The sequence below is a fragment of the Paenibacillus sp. 276b genome (assembly GCF_900107875.1).
Taxonomy (GTDB): Bacteria; Bacillota; Bacilli; order Paenibacillales; family Paenibacillaceae; genus Paenibacillus; species Paenibacillus marchantiae.
In genome coordinates, this window is sequence record NZ_FNRR01000001.1 from 2107223 (window position 1) to 2123384 (window position 16162).

At 45.0% G+C, this 16162-nt stretch carries 19 protein-coding genes and 1 riboswitch; of the genes, 4 read left to right on the forward strand and 15 right to left on the reverse strand.

What is annotated here, in order from left to right; translation table 11 throughout:
* Genes BLV50_RS33400 through BLV50_RS08885 form a run of 3 tightly spaced genes read right to left on the reverse strand, consistent with a single transcriptional unit; the run spans position 1 to position 1654 of the window.
* The gene (locus tag BLV50_RS33400; protein ID WP_256337902.1) at positions 1-528 is read right to left on the reverse strand and encodes a hypothetical protein; all 528 of its coding nucleotides are present in this window, start codon (positions 526-528) and stop codon (positions 1-3) included.
* A 12-nt stretch (positions 529-540) separates the two neighbouring features.
* Positions 541-1392, reverse strand: a complete 852-nt coding sequence (locus BLV50_RS33405; protein ID WP_256337903.1) for a hypothetical protein — start codon at positions 1390-1392, stop codon at positions 541-543.
* The gene (locus BLV50_RS08885) at positions 1379-1654 is read right to left on the reverse strand and encodes an acyl carrier protein (protein ID WP_064637210.1); all 276 of its coding nucleotides are present in this window, start codon (positions 1652-1654) and stop codon (positions 1379-1381) included. The genes BLV50_RS33405 and BLV50_RS08885 overlap by 14 nt, the downstream gene beginning before the upstream one ends.
* Positions 1655-2003: 349 nt before the next feature.
* On the opposite strand from BLV50_RS08885, the gene BLV50_RS08890 reads away from it, so the two are divergent.
* On the forward strand, positions 2004-2882 hold the full coding sequence (locus tag BLV50_RS08890; protein WP_079693904.1) for an aminoglycoside phosphotransferase family protein: 879 nt from the start codon (positions 2004-2006) through the stop codon (positions 2880-2882).
* Positions 2883-3391: 509 nt separating this feature from the next.
* On the opposite strand, the gene BLV50_RS08895 is transcribed toward BLV50_RS08890, so the two are convergent.
* Complete coding sequence (locus BLV50_RS08895; RefSeq protein ID WP_090807063.1) at positions 3392-4285, reverse strand: aldo/keto reductase; 894 nt, start codon at positions 4283-4285, stop codon at positions 3392-3394.
* A 150-nt stretch (positions 4286-4435) separates the two neighbouring features.
* Positions 4436-4924 carry a GNAT family N-acetyltransferase gene (locus BLV50_RS08900; RefSeq protein WP_090807066.1) on the reverse strand — a complete coding sequence of 163 codons (489 nt, stop codon included), beginning with the start codon at positions 4922-4924 and terminating at the stop codon, positions 4436-4438.
* Between the two features lie 159 nt (positions 4925-5083).
* On the opposite strand from BLV50_RS08900, the gene xerS reads away from it, so the two are divergent.
* The gene (gene xerS / locus BLV50_RS08905) at positions 5084-6190 is read left to right on the forward strand and encodes a tyrosine recombinase XerS (protein ID WP_090807068.1); all 1107 of its coding nucleotides are present in this window, start codon (positions 5084-5086) and stop codon (positions 6188-6190) included.
* Between the two features lie 203 nt (positions 6191-6393).
* Here the strand turns inward: xerS and mobB are convergent, their stop codons facing one another.
* Together mobB and glp are read right to left on the reverse strand one after the other, a co-directional pair.
* On the reverse strand, positions 6394-6939 hold the full coding sequence (gene mobB / locus BLV50_RS08910; protein ID WP_177031145.1) for a molybdopterin-guanine dinucleotide biosynthesis protein B: 546 nt from the start codon (positions 6937-6939) through the stop codon (positions 6394-6396).
* 7 nt (positions 6940-6946) lie between these two features.
* Positions 6947-8215, reverse strand: a complete 1269-nt coding sequence (gene glp, locus BLV50_RS08915; protein ID WP_090807551.1) for a molybdopterin molybdotransferase MoeA — start codon at positions 8213-8215, stop codon at positions 6947-6949.
* A gap of 173 nt (positions 8216-8388) precedes the next feature.
* Here glp and BLV50_RS08920 point away from each other — a divergent pair, with 173 nt between their 5' ends.
* Positions 8389-8679, forward strand: coding sequence for a restriction endonuclease (locus tag BLV50_RS08920; protein ID WP_072733272.1), 291 nt, complete (start codon positions 8389-8391; stop codon positions 8677-8679).
* A gap of 113 nt (positions 8680-8792) precedes the next feature.
* Here BLV50_RS08920 and BLV50_RS08925 read toward each other — a convergent pair whose 3' ends face one another.
* The 5 genes from BLV50_RS08925 to BLV50_RS08945 form a co-directional block, all read right to left on the reverse strand.
* On the reverse strand, positions 8793-9539 hold the full coding sequence (locus BLV50_RS08925) for a DUF4247 domain-containing protein (protein WP_063562807.1): 747 nt from the start codon (positions 9537-9539) through the stop codon (positions 8793-8795).
* Positions 9540-9550: 11 nt separating this feature from the next.
* A complete protein-coding gene (locus tag BLV50_RS08930; RefSeq protein ID WP_063562808.1) occupies positions 9551-10057 on the reverse strand; it encodes a DUF4178 domain-containing protein in 507 nt (168 codons plus the stop codon).
* Positions 10058-10080: 23 nt separating this feature from the next.
* Entirely contained in the window at positions 10081-10482 is a 402-nt protein-coding gene (locus BLV50_RS08935; protein ID WP_063562809.1) for a DUF350 domain-containing protein, read from the reverse strand.
* Positions 10483-10577: 95 nt separating this feature from the next.
* A complete protein-coding gene (locus tag BLV50_RS08940; RefSeq protein WP_024634017.1) occupies positions 10578-11249 on the reverse strand; it encodes a PspA/IM30 family protein in 672 nt (223 codons plus the stop codon).
* 129 nt (positions 11250-11378) lie between these two features.
* Positions 11379-11723: a prenylated flavin chaperone LpdD gene (locus BLV50_RS08945; protein WP_090807071.1), complete on the reverse strand. Its 345-nt coding sequence runs from the start codon at positions 11721-11723 to the stop codon at positions 11379-11381.
* A gap of 149 nt (positions 11724-11872) precedes the next feature.
* Here BLV50_RS08945 and BLV50_RS08950 point away from each other — a divergent pair, with 149 nt between their 5' ends.
* Entirely contained in the window at positions 11873-12661 is a 789-nt protein-coding gene (locus tag BLV50_RS08950; protein WP_063562811.1) for a polysaccharide deacetylase family protein, read from the forward strand.
* 132 nt (positions 12662-12793) lie between these two features.
* On the opposite strand, the gene BLV50_RS08955 is transcribed toward BLV50_RS08950, so the two are convergent.
* From BLV50_RS08955 to BLV50_RS08965, 3 genes are all read right to left on the reverse strand, one after another.
* The gene (locus tag BLV50_RS08955; RefSeq protein WP_063562812.1) at positions 12794-13462 is read right to left on the reverse strand and encodes a 3D domain-containing protein; all 669 of its coding nucleotides are present in this window, start codon (positions 13460-13462) and stop codon (positions 12794-12796) included.
* Between the two features lie 2 nt (positions 13463-13464).
* Positions 13465-13661, reverse strand: a riboswitch (cyclic di-AMP (ydaO/yuaA leader).
* A 285-nt stretch (positions 13662-13946) separates the two neighbouring features.
* Positions 13947-14669, reverse strand: coding sequence for an amino acid ABC transporter ATP-binding protein (locus tag BLV50_RS08960; RefSeq protein ID WP_063562813.1), 723 nt, complete (start codon positions 14667-14669; stop codon positions 13947-13949).
* Positions 14656-16119 carry an ABC transporter substrate-binding protein/permease gene (locus tag BLV50_RS08965; RefSeq protein WP_083584624.1) on the reverse strand — a complete coding sequence of 488 codons (1464 nt, stop codon included), beginning with the start codon at positions 16117-16119 and terminating at the stop codon, positions 14656-14658. The genes BLV50_RS08960 and BLV50_RS08965 overlap by 14 nt, the downstream gene beginning before the upstream one ends.
* Positions 16120-16162: the final 43 nt, after the last annotated feature.

Genomic DNA, 16162 nt, shown 5'->3' on the forward strand with positions numbered 1-16162 from the left:
TTAGTTGTACACTTTAATGGACAAGTCAGCGAGTACCTGCCTCAGACTTATGATCAGTTCATTGCGATGTTCGTCATCACGGCCCACCACCGAGATATACAATCGTCCCTTCGGCATACCCCGATGGCTCTGGATTCCCTCGGATATACGCCGAGAGGTCAGAATATCATTCACCATTACGGTGTTAGATGAAATAGGCATAATTCCGTACTCCCCTTGCCCTTTGAATAGAAGACCGGATACATGCAAAGCGTCCAGCAAACTTCCAAACGTAAAGCCTTCAGGTAGACCGAGAGACAGAAAGGTAAGCAGGCCGCTATGGCCGTACGTTTCCCAGCCTTTATCGAGATATGCATTAATGAGACCCATGGACTTGCGTGCGTTAATCTCGACAATGGGTACGATATCGCCGCCCTCCAAAATCATGGAGTCGAAACACACGAAGCCGTGGTATCCATCCTCGAATAATACCCGAAGTGCCTTTTCCATCGTGTCAAAATAACCTGCGTGCTCCAGCAGAAGGAGCAAAGCCTCATCTGCTCAAATAGACCCGCCGTAATTCTGCTGCTGATTCAGCATACGCTGAACCGAAAGGAAATCCCTCTCACCGCTCTTATGAATGAACCAATGTGAGCTGAAATCGATCTCTTTTCTCAGCAGTGGTTCCAACAGGAATTGCGAGCGCAATCCTCTTCTCTCCTGCTTATCCAGATGCTCTGCTATCCTTCGCTGCATGGCTTCATTTTCAATGAGTATATTGCCCTTGCCGGAAACACCGAATGGATCTTTCAGCAAATACGCCCCTCGCTTCAGTAACGTATTTCCGACAGCCTGTACTTCTACTACATTGTTCACTTCTGTGCCATAACACTTTTCCCCGATCCTGGTCAGCAGTCGGTTGGAGTAAAATTTGGAATTTACATACTTAACCGTCTCAAGGTCGGGCAAAGACCCCAACGACCCTTCGGCACGCAGGTACTCCTCCGTATCAGCCGTAATGGCATAAGGAGAGAGCTGTTTTACGTTGTGGGTCAACATCGCTTCACGCTGTTGATCGTCTGAAGCAAGACTGAACATGCACTGCTTAAAAACGTCCGGTTCGGGTAAGGAACTCTGTTCATCGTTCAAATCAAAGTGGTAACGGCTATGAAAGGAAAAACCTAACCCGTTCAGATACTCGTACAGCTTTGGATCAATTTTGCAGCGGGTGTAGAGGATATCGTCAGGCCCACAAAATGGAAATAACAGCTCGTCCATACACAGGACAATGGATTCCCTGTCCTTATCAGGCATAGCAGGTAGCTTGGCTAAGTCCGGATCCCTCCACCGCGTTTCGGGATCAAACGTCCCCAAAACGATCGTTGGAATTACCCCGGCCTCACTTCTGGACATCTTCGTACAATGATTGCTCTTGAGACTGGCAGCTTTTCAGAAAGGTTATAAATGTGTCGATCGATTGGAGATGCTCGTAATCGAATTCGTCATAGTCAATGATTACGTTTAACTGATCCTCGACTTTGAGCATAAACTGGATCATTTGCAGAGAATCGAGACCAATATCGTTATTCAGTTCCGTTGCTGGGGATAGGGATTGGCGTAGTTCCGGTTGGTCTTCTTTGATAGCGCACAAAATATCTACAATTTTATCGTACATGACTACACTCCTTTAAAGTGATAATTGTGTGAGGTACAACCGAAATTATTACGCTTACATATGCATTCAAATCAAACCTAAATTCGGTTTTGATTTCTCCTCCCTCTTCCAAAGTTACAATTATTATCTTTATAATGACATTTTATGTCAAGGGATAAAAACCTATGATATTCTACTCATAACAGGGCTTCTACCAACTAAAAAATCGCTAAATATAAGGGTTTTTCCGGGTCTGCCCTCCTCATTTGGTTTTAGACGATTTTCTCCCTTTGATAAGATCAAGACAAATTGTTAAAATTTATGTACTAACGTTAGAACCCATCCATTTAATAGAAAATGAGGCGAGAACATGATTGAAATTACGATTGAACTGGTTCGTCAATTAGTCGATAGTCAATTTCCGAAATGGAGAGGCTTAACGATAACACCCGTAGAAAAAAGCGGGCACGATAACCGCACCTATCGATTGGGAGACGAAATGACAATTCGTTTACCCAGTCATGAACGTTACGCCTCTGCTGTAGAAAAAGAACTGACGTGGCTTCCAGTTTTCAAGCCTCTTCTGTCCTTGCCCATTCCAGCTCCCATTGCAAAAGGTGAACCTTCGGACGACTATCCCCTTCCCTGGTCGATCAACCAATGGATCGCAGGCGAGACCGTCACGCATACCAACGTAATCGACCTAAGCGTTTTTGCAGAAGACCTCGCTAAATTTCTGAGAGAACTCGAAGCCATTGATGCTAGTTACGGCATACCCGCAGGCATTCAAAATTTTCATCGCGGCGGGAACTTAGCGGTTTACGATACAGATACAAGGACTGTCATTGGAAAGGTATCCGGCGAATACGATCCAAAGCTTATGACTGAAATATGGGAGCTTGCCCTGGCAACGAAATATCAAGCGGCACCGTTATGGCTCCATGGTGATGTTGCGGTAGGTAATCTGCTCGTGCAAGATGGACGACTATGCGGAGTCATTGATTTTGGAACTATGGGCGCGGGCGATCCATCTAGTGATCTTGTGATGGCATGGAACTTTTTTGATGATGTAAGTCGTGATATATTCTTAAGCTCCATGAATGTTGACCAAGATACGGTTAATCGTGCCCGTGGCTGGGCTTTGTGGAAAGCACTCATCTCCTACCATTGGAATGAACCAGGCTCGGAAGCCTCGAATTGGGGAAAGCATGTCATAGATGTCATTATTCGTGACTATAAATCGCTCTAAACAGATGAGCCAACCAAAACCCTATGCAGGGCGCACAGCCCCGCGTAGGGATTTCTTTCTGCTTATCCGAAGGTTTGTTTTGCATTTTATTTTAGCCATGCCATTTATCCTCGAAATCATCTGGCAATATTAATTGCAAATCAGTGTTGACATGAAGCCGAGGATAAGGAAGTTCGTTATAACGGGTTGGTGAGATGACGTAGTGGAGATGCAGATATGTACAGGGGAGCGTAAATTGATTTTTCTATTGTGAATTTTTCATATGTTGAAATAATAATATAGTGTGCGAAGAAAGGTGCAGGTGAGTTAACGTTTTAAGCTACACGATTAAATTTCCCCATAATTATTGAATGGAAATATGGCGGAAGCACCGCCTCCCTATGGACATAGCCAGTTCGCTTTTATTGTTGTGAATTTTTCATATAATGAAAATATAAGGTTTTTGCCAATAAAAAAGCCGCCATTAAGGCGGCTTTGGCATATCTCACGCTATTTTATAGCTGAAAGAATCAAGTTCGTCCAGTCCAGTCAGTTCCCGCTATTTCTTTCCAACGTTCTCTAATCTCGTCATATAACTCCTTACTCAGAGCTCCCTTGGCGACAAGATCGGCATTTTGCTGCCAACGGTTAGGTTTTGCTGTACCCACAATCGCCGTGTCTACCCCTTCTGTACTGAGCGTAAAACGTAATGCGGTTTCAACGGCTGCTTGTGCATCTTTGCCCAGAAAACCATACCCAAGTTCGCTCAAACGTTTCCAATATACAAAGGCATATGCTTCTTCCGGAAGCGAGTCATACGTCCATGCCGCATTGGCAATGGGCCGTTTGGCAATAACCCCCATATTTCTCTTTCTCGCTTCAGGCAACGTCAGATCGATGGCTTCCTGATCGGCAATGTTCAGCGAGGTTTCCAAGCTGTCGAACACGCCTGTCTGAATCGCATAAAGGGCATCCGTCGTATCGCCGCTATATCCAATAAACCTTGTTTTCCCAGCTTCCTTGGCTCGTTGCAGCACTTCTATGACTGCTCCTTGCCGAAGTACTTCTTCAGAGCAACTATGAAGGTGAATTACATCAACGTATTCCGTTTTTAGTCTTCTAAGGCTACGGTCAATCGTTTGCTCTAATACTTTGGCGTCCCAATCTGGGCCATCTACCCCAGCGGCATGTCCACATTTGGTAAACAAATAATAATCGTCTCTGCGATGTGACAGCACATCTCCAATTAACTCTTCACTATCCCCATAACATTCAGCCGTGTCAATGACGTTTAACCCTGCATCCAACGCACTGTTAAGCAATGTTTCTACACCTGCTTTGGATACGTTCTTGCCGATCTCCGCCCCACCAAACCCAAGTGTACTTACTTTCATGCCAGTGTTTCCGTAATTACGCAGTTCCATGGATCATTTCCTCCAAGCTTCGTGAATTTGGTTACAGATGAAAGTACATATAGTACAAATTAGTCTTCGGTATGTATTACCCTTATGTTGGGTATTACACCCACTTGTTCATCTTACTTTATTTCCCCCAACACAGATACATCCGTTGAATCAGGTTACGAAGAACTGACTCGGGTTCCCCAGTTCAGGATGAAATTTCTCACGAAAGCGGCCTCCCGTGTATTCCCCTATGATTTTCCGCCAGAATGCTTGAGCAATGACATTGTTGCGAACCTGGGTTACTTTCCACCTTCCCGGAAAACGTTCAAACAACTCATAAGCTGCCCGGGTACCCACTCCACTACGCCGGTATTTCTGCATTACAAAAAACTCGGTCAAATAATAGTCATTATCTTTGCTGCCTGGTTCGCAACGTTCTACTAATGCAAACCCGGCGGGTGCCTCATCACTCGTAATCAAAAAAGGAAACTTACGGTCTTCCTCTGTCCAAAAAGCGTCCAATCCGGGATACTCTGGGAAAACACCGTTACCATCCACATCAATATTCAGATATTTTGTAAAATCATATAGATAAAATTGCATTAAGTGCCGAATCACCTGACTGCGTTCCCGGGGAACCAGCTCTATTTTTATATTCATCCGGTTCACCTCCTCTGCTCTACTTATAACTCATACTTTAAAGCTTTACACCGCCAAGGGCAAGGAAGCATGAATCTGCTTATTCCGGTTCGGAGAACAGGCTGTGACGATTTAAATATGGTAAAATAGGATATAGCATATTTTAGAAATTATTTTATCATGGGGGTGCCGAACTTGACCAATGTGCAAAAAGAGATTGACCGACGCAAGCTGGATGACAAACTGCCTTCCATGCCTTGGTTCGTTCAGCAATTCATTGACTATAAATTACCCGACTTATCTCCTTCTACTTTGCTTGAATATTTAAGAGATTATGAAGCCTTCTTTGGCTGGTTACGCGCAGAAGGATTATCCGAGGCGAGCTCTAATAAGGAAGTTACATTGCTTGAACTGGAAGTCCTTCGAATGGAATCAGTGACATCATATCGATTATTTTTGGCCACCAAGCGTGAAGGAGCCAACTCCAGAATCACGGTTTCCCGTAAACTTTCTTCTCTGCGTTCGCTCTTTCATTATTTAAGTCAGATTGCAGAAGACGAAGATTTCTACCCCCTGCTGAAACGAAACATTATGGCGAAAATTGAGATCAAACGTACCCATAAACCCAAAGATACAGCAGCCAAACTAAAGGGTAAACTTCTGGAAGAAGAAGAGTTACTGGAGTTTATCGGATACATCCTTGAAGGATATGCCGTGGATATGGAAAAGAACAAACAGGCGATCTACTCACATGAGCTAAACAAAGAACGGGATGCCTGTATTGCCAGCCTCATTCTAAATTCAGGTTTGCGTGTATCTGAAGTGGTGAACCTGAACGTGGATGATCTGGATCTGAACAATAAACTTCTATATGTATATCGCAAAGGTAATAATGATGAGACGTTTAAGACGCCCGTGTATTTTAGAGAACAAGCCAAGGATGAACTCGCAACTTATATCAATCTGCGTCAGTCACGTTACCGCACACCCAAACGGGAAAAAGGCTTGTTTATCGCTCTTCGCAATGGAGATTCCGAAGGAAGTCGGATGACCAAACGGGCCATACAGGCCATGATAATGAAGTACGCCAAACAATTTGGCAAACCGTATCTGACAGTGCATAAATTACGCCATTCTTTTGCGACCGACTATTATTTGCAAAATGATATCTATAAAACAAAAGAACAGCTTGGGCACGCTTCTACGGAAACAACCGAAATTTACGCGCACCTCACGGATAAAACGATGTCTGAAGCAATTGAACGTCGTACAGACCATGGGATGTAGCCTATTTATACACCTCAGCAAGCCGATTCATTCGATTCGTTTAGATTCGTTAGATTCTTTACAAGGTAACTTAAAAAAAGCGATTCTTTCAGGAGAATGTCCTGCGAGGATCGCTTCTTTATATTTATTTCTTCGCAAAATTAATGAAAACATACTCTTTTCCTTACATTTCATATCATCAAGTTTACATAATAATTATTTCGTCATAATTTTCTTTTCTCTTCATGACCCTCAAACGAAACCAGCCATCTTGCTATATCCTGTGTTTCATGGACAGAATGCCACACGAGGCCCTCTCTTTCCTCCATACATTCACTCTTGTCATGCGTCAGCCATGAAACAATCCCGACCACATCCTGTAACGTCTCTAATAGAGAGAGGTCTTTCTCTTCACGGACCATGACCAATTTGGGGTATGGCGCTTGTTTGTATCCCTCAATGAGAATCCAGTCGTACGCTGACAGATATTTTATCATGTCTTCCAACGGAATCGCTTGTCTTTCAATGAGTGCAGTACGTTTCTCCGACATGACAACGACTGCATCGGCCCCTGCTTGAGCAAAGCTGTAGGAATCGGTTCCTTCGTGATCCATCTCAAAATGATCATGTCCATCATGTTTTATTACAGCCACTCTTCGTCCAGCAAAGGTAAGGCATCGGGTAAGTACAGCAATTAAGGTGCTTTTGCCTGTGTTCTTATATCCAACAATCTGCATGATATATGGTGAAGTGCTGCTTGTTTCAGACATGTATGACCTACCTGACATGACCTGTGGGAAGTCTGAGAATTCGAACCTGTTCACCAGCAGGAATGCCTTTTTTCTCGGGCGGAACAACGATTAGGCAATCGCTATCTTTAATGGTGATCATAACACTGGATTCGTCCACACGCGAGGCAGAAGGTTTAGCATACACCATTCCGTTACGTACCTCTGTCCGTCCGCGTACAAAGCGCGTGAAATTGTTGACTTTTGTATAGTCATCATCCAATATGGCTGTCCATTCCTCCAAATATGGATGAGCATCAGCCTGCATCGTACGAATCGTTGGCCGAACAAACAATCCAAAGCCGACAAAACAAGCCCCCGGATTGCCAGAAAGCGCAAATAGCAGCTTGTCATTAACCACAGCAGCCGTCGTAACACTGCCGGGACGCATAGTCACTTTGTTAAACAGCATCTCCATATTCCCTTCCCGAACCAGGTCACCCATAATATCATAATCTCCTACGGATACCCCACCTGTTGTGACCACCATATCATTATGTTCAAGCGCTTCTGCAAGCTTCGTACGTGCCGTATCCACATCATCTGCAATCGAACCATACATAACCGGCTCGCCCCCCGCTTCAACGACCAGAGAACGAAGCATATAGCTGTTACTGTTCCGAATACGCCCGGGTTGCAACGGCTCGTCCACTTCCAACAGTTCTGTACCTGTTGCAAAAATGGCTACCTTGGGGCGTTTGTATACAGGCACTTGGCCTACGCCGAATGTTGCCAGCACGGATTGTTCACCTGCCTGAATGATCGTTCCTGCCTCAAGCAGCAATTGCCCCTCATGAACTTCCAATCCAATTGGCGTAATGTTGGCCTCCGGCTGAATCTGGCGCTTCAGGGCAATCCATTGTTCCCCATGCTCTTCTTTACTTTCAGTCATCTCCATCATAACAACAGCATCTGCACCTTCCGGCACCTGAGCTCCTGTCATGATCCGAGCAGCTGTACCAGATGTAATCGTAAGATCCGATGTATACCCGCAAGGAATTTCATCAATGATACGGAGCCAAATCTGCTGTTCGCTGGATGCTTCAATCGTATCCGAACTTAAAATCGCGAACCCATCCATTCCGGAACGACGAAAGAATGGGTAAGGATGGGGAGCATGAATTGTCTCAGCAAGCGTTCGACCATGTGCTTGCTCAAGTGTTACTTTTTCTATTGAACCCGAACTGACATGAGCAGCAACTTTCGCCTGCGCATCCGGTACTTGTATAGCTTTACGGATAAATTTCGCAGTCGTCATATCCGTTGAATGTGAATTTATTTTCAATGGTGATAGAACCTCCCTCGATCATTTGTTCATATTTAAAAAGTGTAGCCCGAAAGCTAGGTCATGACAAGTACTCTCCAACAACCCATTCACATGAAAGACGAATGGACAGACCATAATATGTAAGAGAAAAGGAGCTGAACTATATGAATCAACGATGCGCTTTATGTGGAAGGGAGCCTGTCGAGACAACAGTCCATCACCTGACACCGAAAGAAATGGGCGGAACGCACATGCCTACTGCCGATCTGTGTATCCCTTGCCACAAACAAATTCATTCTCTGTATACCAATCGAGATATTATTACCTTAGGTTTAACTGAAATACAGGCACTAAGGAAAGATGAGCGCATCGCGCCTTATATCCGCTGGATTCGCAAACAACCTGCCACAACCATTCCTCGTGTTCGAAAGTCCCATCATGTCCGCAAATCGTAAAACAAAAAGAACAGCGTCCAAGGTCACTTTCAGTGGCATAGCTCGCTCCACCTTACCTTTTCACTGTTCTTCTGCGAATGATTTAATATTGCGGGCCCGAGTCATGATTAATGCTACCTACGCCTCATGATTCGGCCGCCGCCAACCCTTGTTTTGGGCTTTTTATAGGAGCTCTTCGGTGAATCAAACAATCCTCCAAGGCCACCACTGCTTTTATTACGATCAATTGTGCCTTTGCTTTGTTCCTTATTTCGGCTGAATAATCCTCCACCAGAGCCTACACTTGAATCCTTATCGCTGCCACGGCGGGTAATCGACCCCTTCCGGTCAACGGTAATCGGTGGAGCAACCTTTTTGTCTTTACTCGTCGGTGTCCGATAAGAACCTTCACTTGGTTTGTACGTGTCCTTGTTCGTATAACCACGATACGTACCGGACCCTCTACCCCCAAACGAATCAAACAAATTACCAATTAATGTTGCGGTTAAGTAACCTTGCAAAAATGACGAATCATAATTCTTCCGAACATATTCCTTGGAATCCACCTCAACCAAGGTGTCTTCCGCTTTATTCGGGTCTTGCTGCAAATGATAATACTGGTCCTGATACACCAGGAACATCCGCTCTGTATTTTCCGCCGAGATCTGATCCGGCTTCCGTTGTTCAGATATTTCCTGAGCAACCTCTGGAACGGTACGATCGGCAGCTCGGTACACATAGGATGTCGTGTTACCACTGCCGCTGACCGATTCAAGCGGATATGTGTCCTGAACGGAAGGTGCTCCGCACGCGGACAGCAGCGACATCACAAGGCTGAGGACCAGCATTAATTTTAATCCATGTGCCAAGCGCTTTTTCATTGGAACCTCTCCTAGCTCGAACGAATCACTTTGATATCCGCAGGAAGAATGGACTCACCCTCATACAACGTAAATCTTCTGTCTTGCCACTCCACACGCAAAAGCATGTTATCATCAGACTGATATTGCCATACTAATTGTTCCCCAGCCTGACCATAGGGTGTCCTGCCTGCAGTGGTTACCATTCCTCCGTATTCTTCCTCCAGATGATACGCACGTCCATCCAGATCCAGCAACGTAGGCACCTCGTCTGGTGCATCAAGACGGCCATCAATGGGTGTATAGAGGGCATACCGGGTCATTTCCCGTTCTTCAATATGCAAATGTCGGATTGCCGTACCATCCTGCAACGTGAGGACAGCCGCATTCCGCGCTCGATGATGTACCCGTCCAACAACTTCATAGGTGACCAGCGAAACCTCACAGATATCACCAGGTGCCAGCTGAAGCATTGTTTTCTCTGCCTTAGGCGGTTCAGGTTTGGCTATTATTCCTTTAATCCGTTTCCACACACTCATACCCATTACTCCTGTTCTTTATCTTATAAACAAGCTGCAATAATTAATGCGCCCACGATATGTAGTGCACCTGAGAACAAACCATAACCTGTCTTGCCCTGCTGTATTCCCGTATCCAGATCCAGGTTGGCCCATCTCCGAATCATAAAGTGAACCACACTCTCCAGAATTAGCAAAATGATAAATGAAACAACGGATACCAGCAACGCTTCTCCAAGATGACCCGCTGTCGAAATGGAGGTGGCGAGTACATATCCCTGAGCAAACAGCTTCATAACCATACGTGTTGTAACGGCCATATTGCCTGCCTTCACTTCGGCAAAATCCTTATACTTCGTGAACAAAGAATCCACATACATTAAGACAAACAGCAAAACCGAACCCGATAACGTCCAGACCAGCATTGCCAAAATGTTCAAATCCATTTACATAGCCCCCACATCTCAACATGAACCGCAATTAAAAGCGAAGGAGAAACGCTGGTCTCTCCTCCGCTGGTGCCCCTGCTTGCTTACAAGGTTTAGTTCTTATTTTCGTATTGCTTCATCAATGCTGCCAGTTCATCCTCAACAGCCTGATCCTTGCCCAGCTTCTCAAACTCATCATCCAGCGATTTTCCTTTGGACGACATCTCATTGCTGGCTTCAGCCTGAGCTTCCATCTGCATCATTTTTTCTTCCATACGCTTCATGCCGGCACTTGCAGTATCGGAGCCAAATCCGTTCAGCGCCTTGTTGATTTCGGTTTGAGCTTTTGCAGCGTTGTAGCGCGCAACCAATGTTTCACGTTTATTTTTCATTTGGGTCAACTGTTTGCGCATTTCGTCCAGCTTGCCACGAAGGTTATCGGCAGAAGCCTTGTTTTGATCATAGCTTGTTTTGTATTCAGCCATCTTCTCTTCAGCCACTTTTTTCTCTTCCAGTGCCCGACGAGCCAAATCCATATTCTGTGCACGCGCTGCTGTATGTGCTTGCTCCTCACGTTTCTTCACGAGAGCTTCCTGTTCTTCGAACAGCTGCTTGAATTTCTTCTCAATGGCAATCTGTGCAGCAACAGCTTTCTCCGCGTCCTCCAGATCTTCTTGCATATCTCGGATATATTGATCCGTCATCTTGATCGGATCTTCTGCCTTGTCAATAATAGAGTTAATGTTAGACATCGTTAAATCGCGCAATCGTTTGAAAATGGACATTATGGTATTCCTCCTAGTCGATAGTTCATCCTTGTATATAAACATACATACGTGGCAATGTTCTACTCGTTTCAATTTTAACAAAAAAAATCATAAAAAACGATTTTAGCCTACTTAGCGTACATCGAACTATTGAATCAGTTGACTAGTTTGGCACAGCTCTTCATCAAGCAGCTTCTCTGCAGTCTGCACAATCTCATCAATCTGCATGCGCGTAATTGCATCAAAGTGAATCCCCATAATCACGGTCACGGTTACTTTTAAATGTAGGGCAGCCTTACGTGCGAGCCTTTCACACAGCTCTTGCTCTTTATGCCCCGGAATATGCATCGTAGCCCCGCTTACCTTCTCACGGTCCGGATAAAATGTCGCTACTGCTCCAATATGTGATCTGCCTCCAGTTACCATAAACACCTTGTCTTCCCCTGCCTCAATCACCTGTAAACGAACGGAATTTAAGTCGTATGTACTCATCCTGCTCCACCTGTCCTTTTCTATTTATATATGGTGGAATTATGGCTCCAATTTAATAAATCAGCAATGAAACATCTCACATTATGCATAAATACGGATGGCCCCGGGCATACCAAAGAGAACGCAATTTGGGAAAAGGAGGCACTAACATGCGTATACGCCTCATAATGTTATCCATCATGGTCATTCTTCTGGGAGGAAGTTACGCTCCTGCTCAGTTATGGGCTTCTTCAAGCCCGCAAACCGAACCTGCTTCGAAGTCTGATTCTTCCCAAGAAGAACAGTTGACTCTGGGACAGCTCAGACAGAAATATGCGGATACGTTCAAAACCAATGGCCCCTCGACAAAAAAGGTCGCACTGACTTTTGATGACGTACCTGATCCACGGTTCACCCCGCAGGTGTTGGATATTCTAAAAAAATACAAGGTGCGGGCTACGTTTTTCATTGTGGGACATCGCGCTGAGAAACATCCGGATCTAGTGAAACGCATGGTAAAGGAAGGGCATATTGTTGGCAATCACAGCTACAATCACCCGGAGTTCAGTAAGCTGTCCATGAATGCATTTCGCAAACAAATCTTACATACCGGGGATATTATTCGGAATCTGGCGGGGTACACGCCCAAAATGATTCGTCCACCTTATGGCGACATTAATGAGCAACAGCTGCAATGGGCAGCCAAACAACATTACAGCATTGTGAACTGGAATGTCGATTCCCTGGACTGGAAGGGCCTCTCCAAAGAGGAAGTCAAACAAAACATCCTGTCGGCCGTTAAACCAGGTTCCATTGTTCTGCAACATGCAGGAGGCGGTGTCGGATCGAAGCTGAGTGGTACCATCGAGGCGTTGCCTGAAGTTATCGAGGAATTGCGAAACCGCGGGTACGAGCTGGTGACTTTGGACGAAATGCTGGAACTGCCAAAGGGTAAATAGGTCAAGATCCCTGAAGTTGGATATTCAAAAGGGTGTTCTTCCATCACATTATTGTGATGGAAGAACACCCTTTATTGTTTAATTTAGATATAGTTGGAGTCACATATGATGATGTGCAGCTACGCTTTGATTTTATTTCAAAATGTAAAGTTCAACATCCTGAATACCAAATGTGCTCACGGATTGCTTGCTGCCAGGAATAAAGATATCGATCTTGTGACCTTTAATGGCACTACCCACATCACGAGCCGTTGCTACAAATGCCTGTTTTGGCAGTCCTGGATGTGTATGACCTGTCACCAGTACCTTTGTACCCAATGGAATGATACTTGGGTCTACTGCAATGGTACCCAATTCAAGCGGATTACCGAAGTAATCCACGGCACCCCATCCTCCATTTTCGGAAGCGTCTGCGGAGTATGCTGTTGCTTTGACGTCGACAGCTTTGCTGTAATCAAACGTTTTACCCCAGGCTTGTACAACTTTACTATCTGCATTAACGTCAAGGCTTGCGGCAGTTACCGTTTTGGCCTCCGTTTTAGCTGCTGCAGCAGAAGCTGTGTTCGTTGTTTTACCAGGGATCGTAATTTTCAAACCACCATAAATGTTGTAAGCTGAAATGTCATTGTTAGCTTTAATAAGAGCGTTAAGTCCAACTCCATATTGTTTGGATAAGGTGTAGAAGGTATCCCCCTCTTTGGCCACATGAACTGAATCAGCATGAGCCGGAACGGCCTGAATGAGCATTGCTGCTGTCAGCAAAGCTGTTGCTGTTTTGGCTATACGTTTCTTGTTAATCATGGTCTTCCTCCCTCATTATGCCTGCGAAGTTAGTTGTCGGATTCGGATGGAGGAAACCACCCTATAGGTTCAATTACATTAATAATTTATGTAGCCCTAATTCACCCCAAGCCGTGTGCAAATGATTCTTCCCCAAGCACACTCTGCATCGTTACATCCCCCACACTCCCAACTCCGGAAGTTTCGGCAGGAACAAATATATCACAACTTTGTAACCAAGAGTCGTAGTAAATGTTACCATCTGGCTAATTCACTTCAATATTTTTGCTGAATTCAAGCGACTTTTTCAAAAAAATGTCTATTTGAGCTTATATCGTTGATGACAGAAACGTTACTTTTTATGTAAATCCGTGCGTATTCACACGCAACAAAACAATCCCTGCCGACAGGTCGCCGACAGGGATCTATGAGGGAATAAGAATTCTCATCCACAGTATATATTTTGCATTTTCATCCAATTCATCCTAATGATGACTTGGATGTATTAGAGCACTTTAGCAAGGAAGTCACGTGTACGTGCATGCTTAGGCTCACCAAACACTTCAGCAGGTGTTCCTTCTTCTACAATAACCCCACCATCCATGAACAGGATGCGGTCCCCTACTTCGCGTGCGAAGCCCATCTCATGCGTTACAATAACCATGGTCATGCCGCCCTCTGCAAGCCGCTTCATGACATCCAGTACTTCACCGACCATTTCAGGGTCCAGTGCTGAAGTAGGCTCGTCAAACAGCATGACATGCGGCTGCATCGCAAGCGCTCTTGCAATAGCGATCCGTTGTTTCTGTCCTCCGGACAGCTGATTAGGATAAGTGTCTTTTTTGTCAGACAGGCCAACCGTCTTCAGCAAATCTGCGCAGATTTGTTCCGCTTCCTGTGCAGATTGTTTTTTCACTTTAATGGGAGCAATCGTAATGTTCTGCTGCACCGTTTTGTGCGGGAACAGATTGAAATGCTGGAATACCATCCCCATTTTTTCACGAGTTGCATTAATGTTGTGTTTAGGGTCAGTGATCGAAACTCCTTCAAAATTAATTTCGCCGGAAGTTGGCTGCTCCAGCAGGTTTAGGCAGCGCAAAAAGGTACTTTTTCCCGATCCGGACGGACCGATGACCACGACAACCTCGCCTTTGCCAATTGTTACGTTAATGCCCTTGAGCACATCGTTATTTCCATATGATTTGTGTAATTGTCTAACGTCTATCACTTGCACTCAACTTCCTTTCCAGTCGACCCAGCAGCTTGGACAAAATGAACGTCAGCACAAAGTAAATGGCCGCTGCAATCAGGAATGGATTCATTCCTTGGTACGTAATGTTTTTGACTACACTTGCCTGGTACATAATGTCCACCATACCAATAACCGAGATGATGGAGGATTCCTTGATAATGGTCACGAATTCATTACCGATCGCCGGCAACACCGCTTTGAACGCTTGTGGAAGCACAATGAAGCGCATTGCCGCACCTCTACCCATTCCCAGGGAACGAGCTGCTTCCAACTGGCCTCGATCCACACCCTGTATACCAGCGCGGAAAATCTCGGCAAGATAGGCACCACTATTAATGGATAGTGTGATAATCCCCGCCTGAAGCGGCGTGAAATTAATCCCCAACGTTAGAGCAAGACCGTAATAGATAATCATCAACTGAACCAGCATTGGTGTACCACGAATAACTTCAACGTAAGCTGTTCCGATCCAACGCAGAATTGAAACGTCATGCAGACGTAACAGACAGATGATCAAACCGATAATTACCCCGAATATTACACCGAGTGCAGACAGTAAAAGGGTGTAACCTACGCCTGTTGCATAAAAGCTTTTGTATTCCCAGAACACTTGAAAAATGTTTTGATCTTTTTTCACCTTGTCTGCCATCAACTGGCTTGCCTCGGTAACCAACTGATCGATTTTATTTTCGCTTTTCAGACGTTCGAGCGTTCCGTTCACTGCATTCAGCAATTCCGTATTGCCCTTACGAATCCCGATTGCCGCTTCGGCCTGCTCCTCATCCGGAATAGCCGGTGCTAATCCAATCACATCATCCAGATAACCGGCAGCCACCGTATCTTCAACGATCGCAGCATTTACACGATTGGTCTGCAATTGCAGCACGATATCAGATATTTTATCAAGTGCTGTCAGTTTTGCGCCTGGGATTCCCTGGCCAATCGTTTCCTGAATGGAGCCTTTTTGAACTCCAATCTTTTCATTTTCCAACTCCGCCATGGTTGGATATTTATCTTTATCCGCATTGCGAATCATAATGACTTGCTTTGATTTATAATAGGTATCGGAGAAGTCAATGCTTTGTCTACGATCATCTGTTGGCGTCATTCCCGAGATGACCATATCCACACGACCACTCTGCAACGCAGGAAGAAGTCCGTCAAAACCCATATCCTCTATTACAAGTTCTGCGCCAAGATCGGCAGCAATTTCTTTAGCAATCGAAATATCAAATCCGACAATTTGGTCTTTACCATCAATCACTTTATGGAATTCATATGGTGCAAAATCGGCACTTGTACCGAGCACCAGCTTTTTACTGCCTGAATTGCTTGTAGTTCCCGTTGCCAACGCAACAGGTGCAACCGTAGTAAGCAAGACCACAAGAGCTAGCAGCATCATGGTGTAACGACTAATCAATTTCAACCCTGTTCTCCCCTTATAATACTTTGTATGCTTTCTGTTGTTG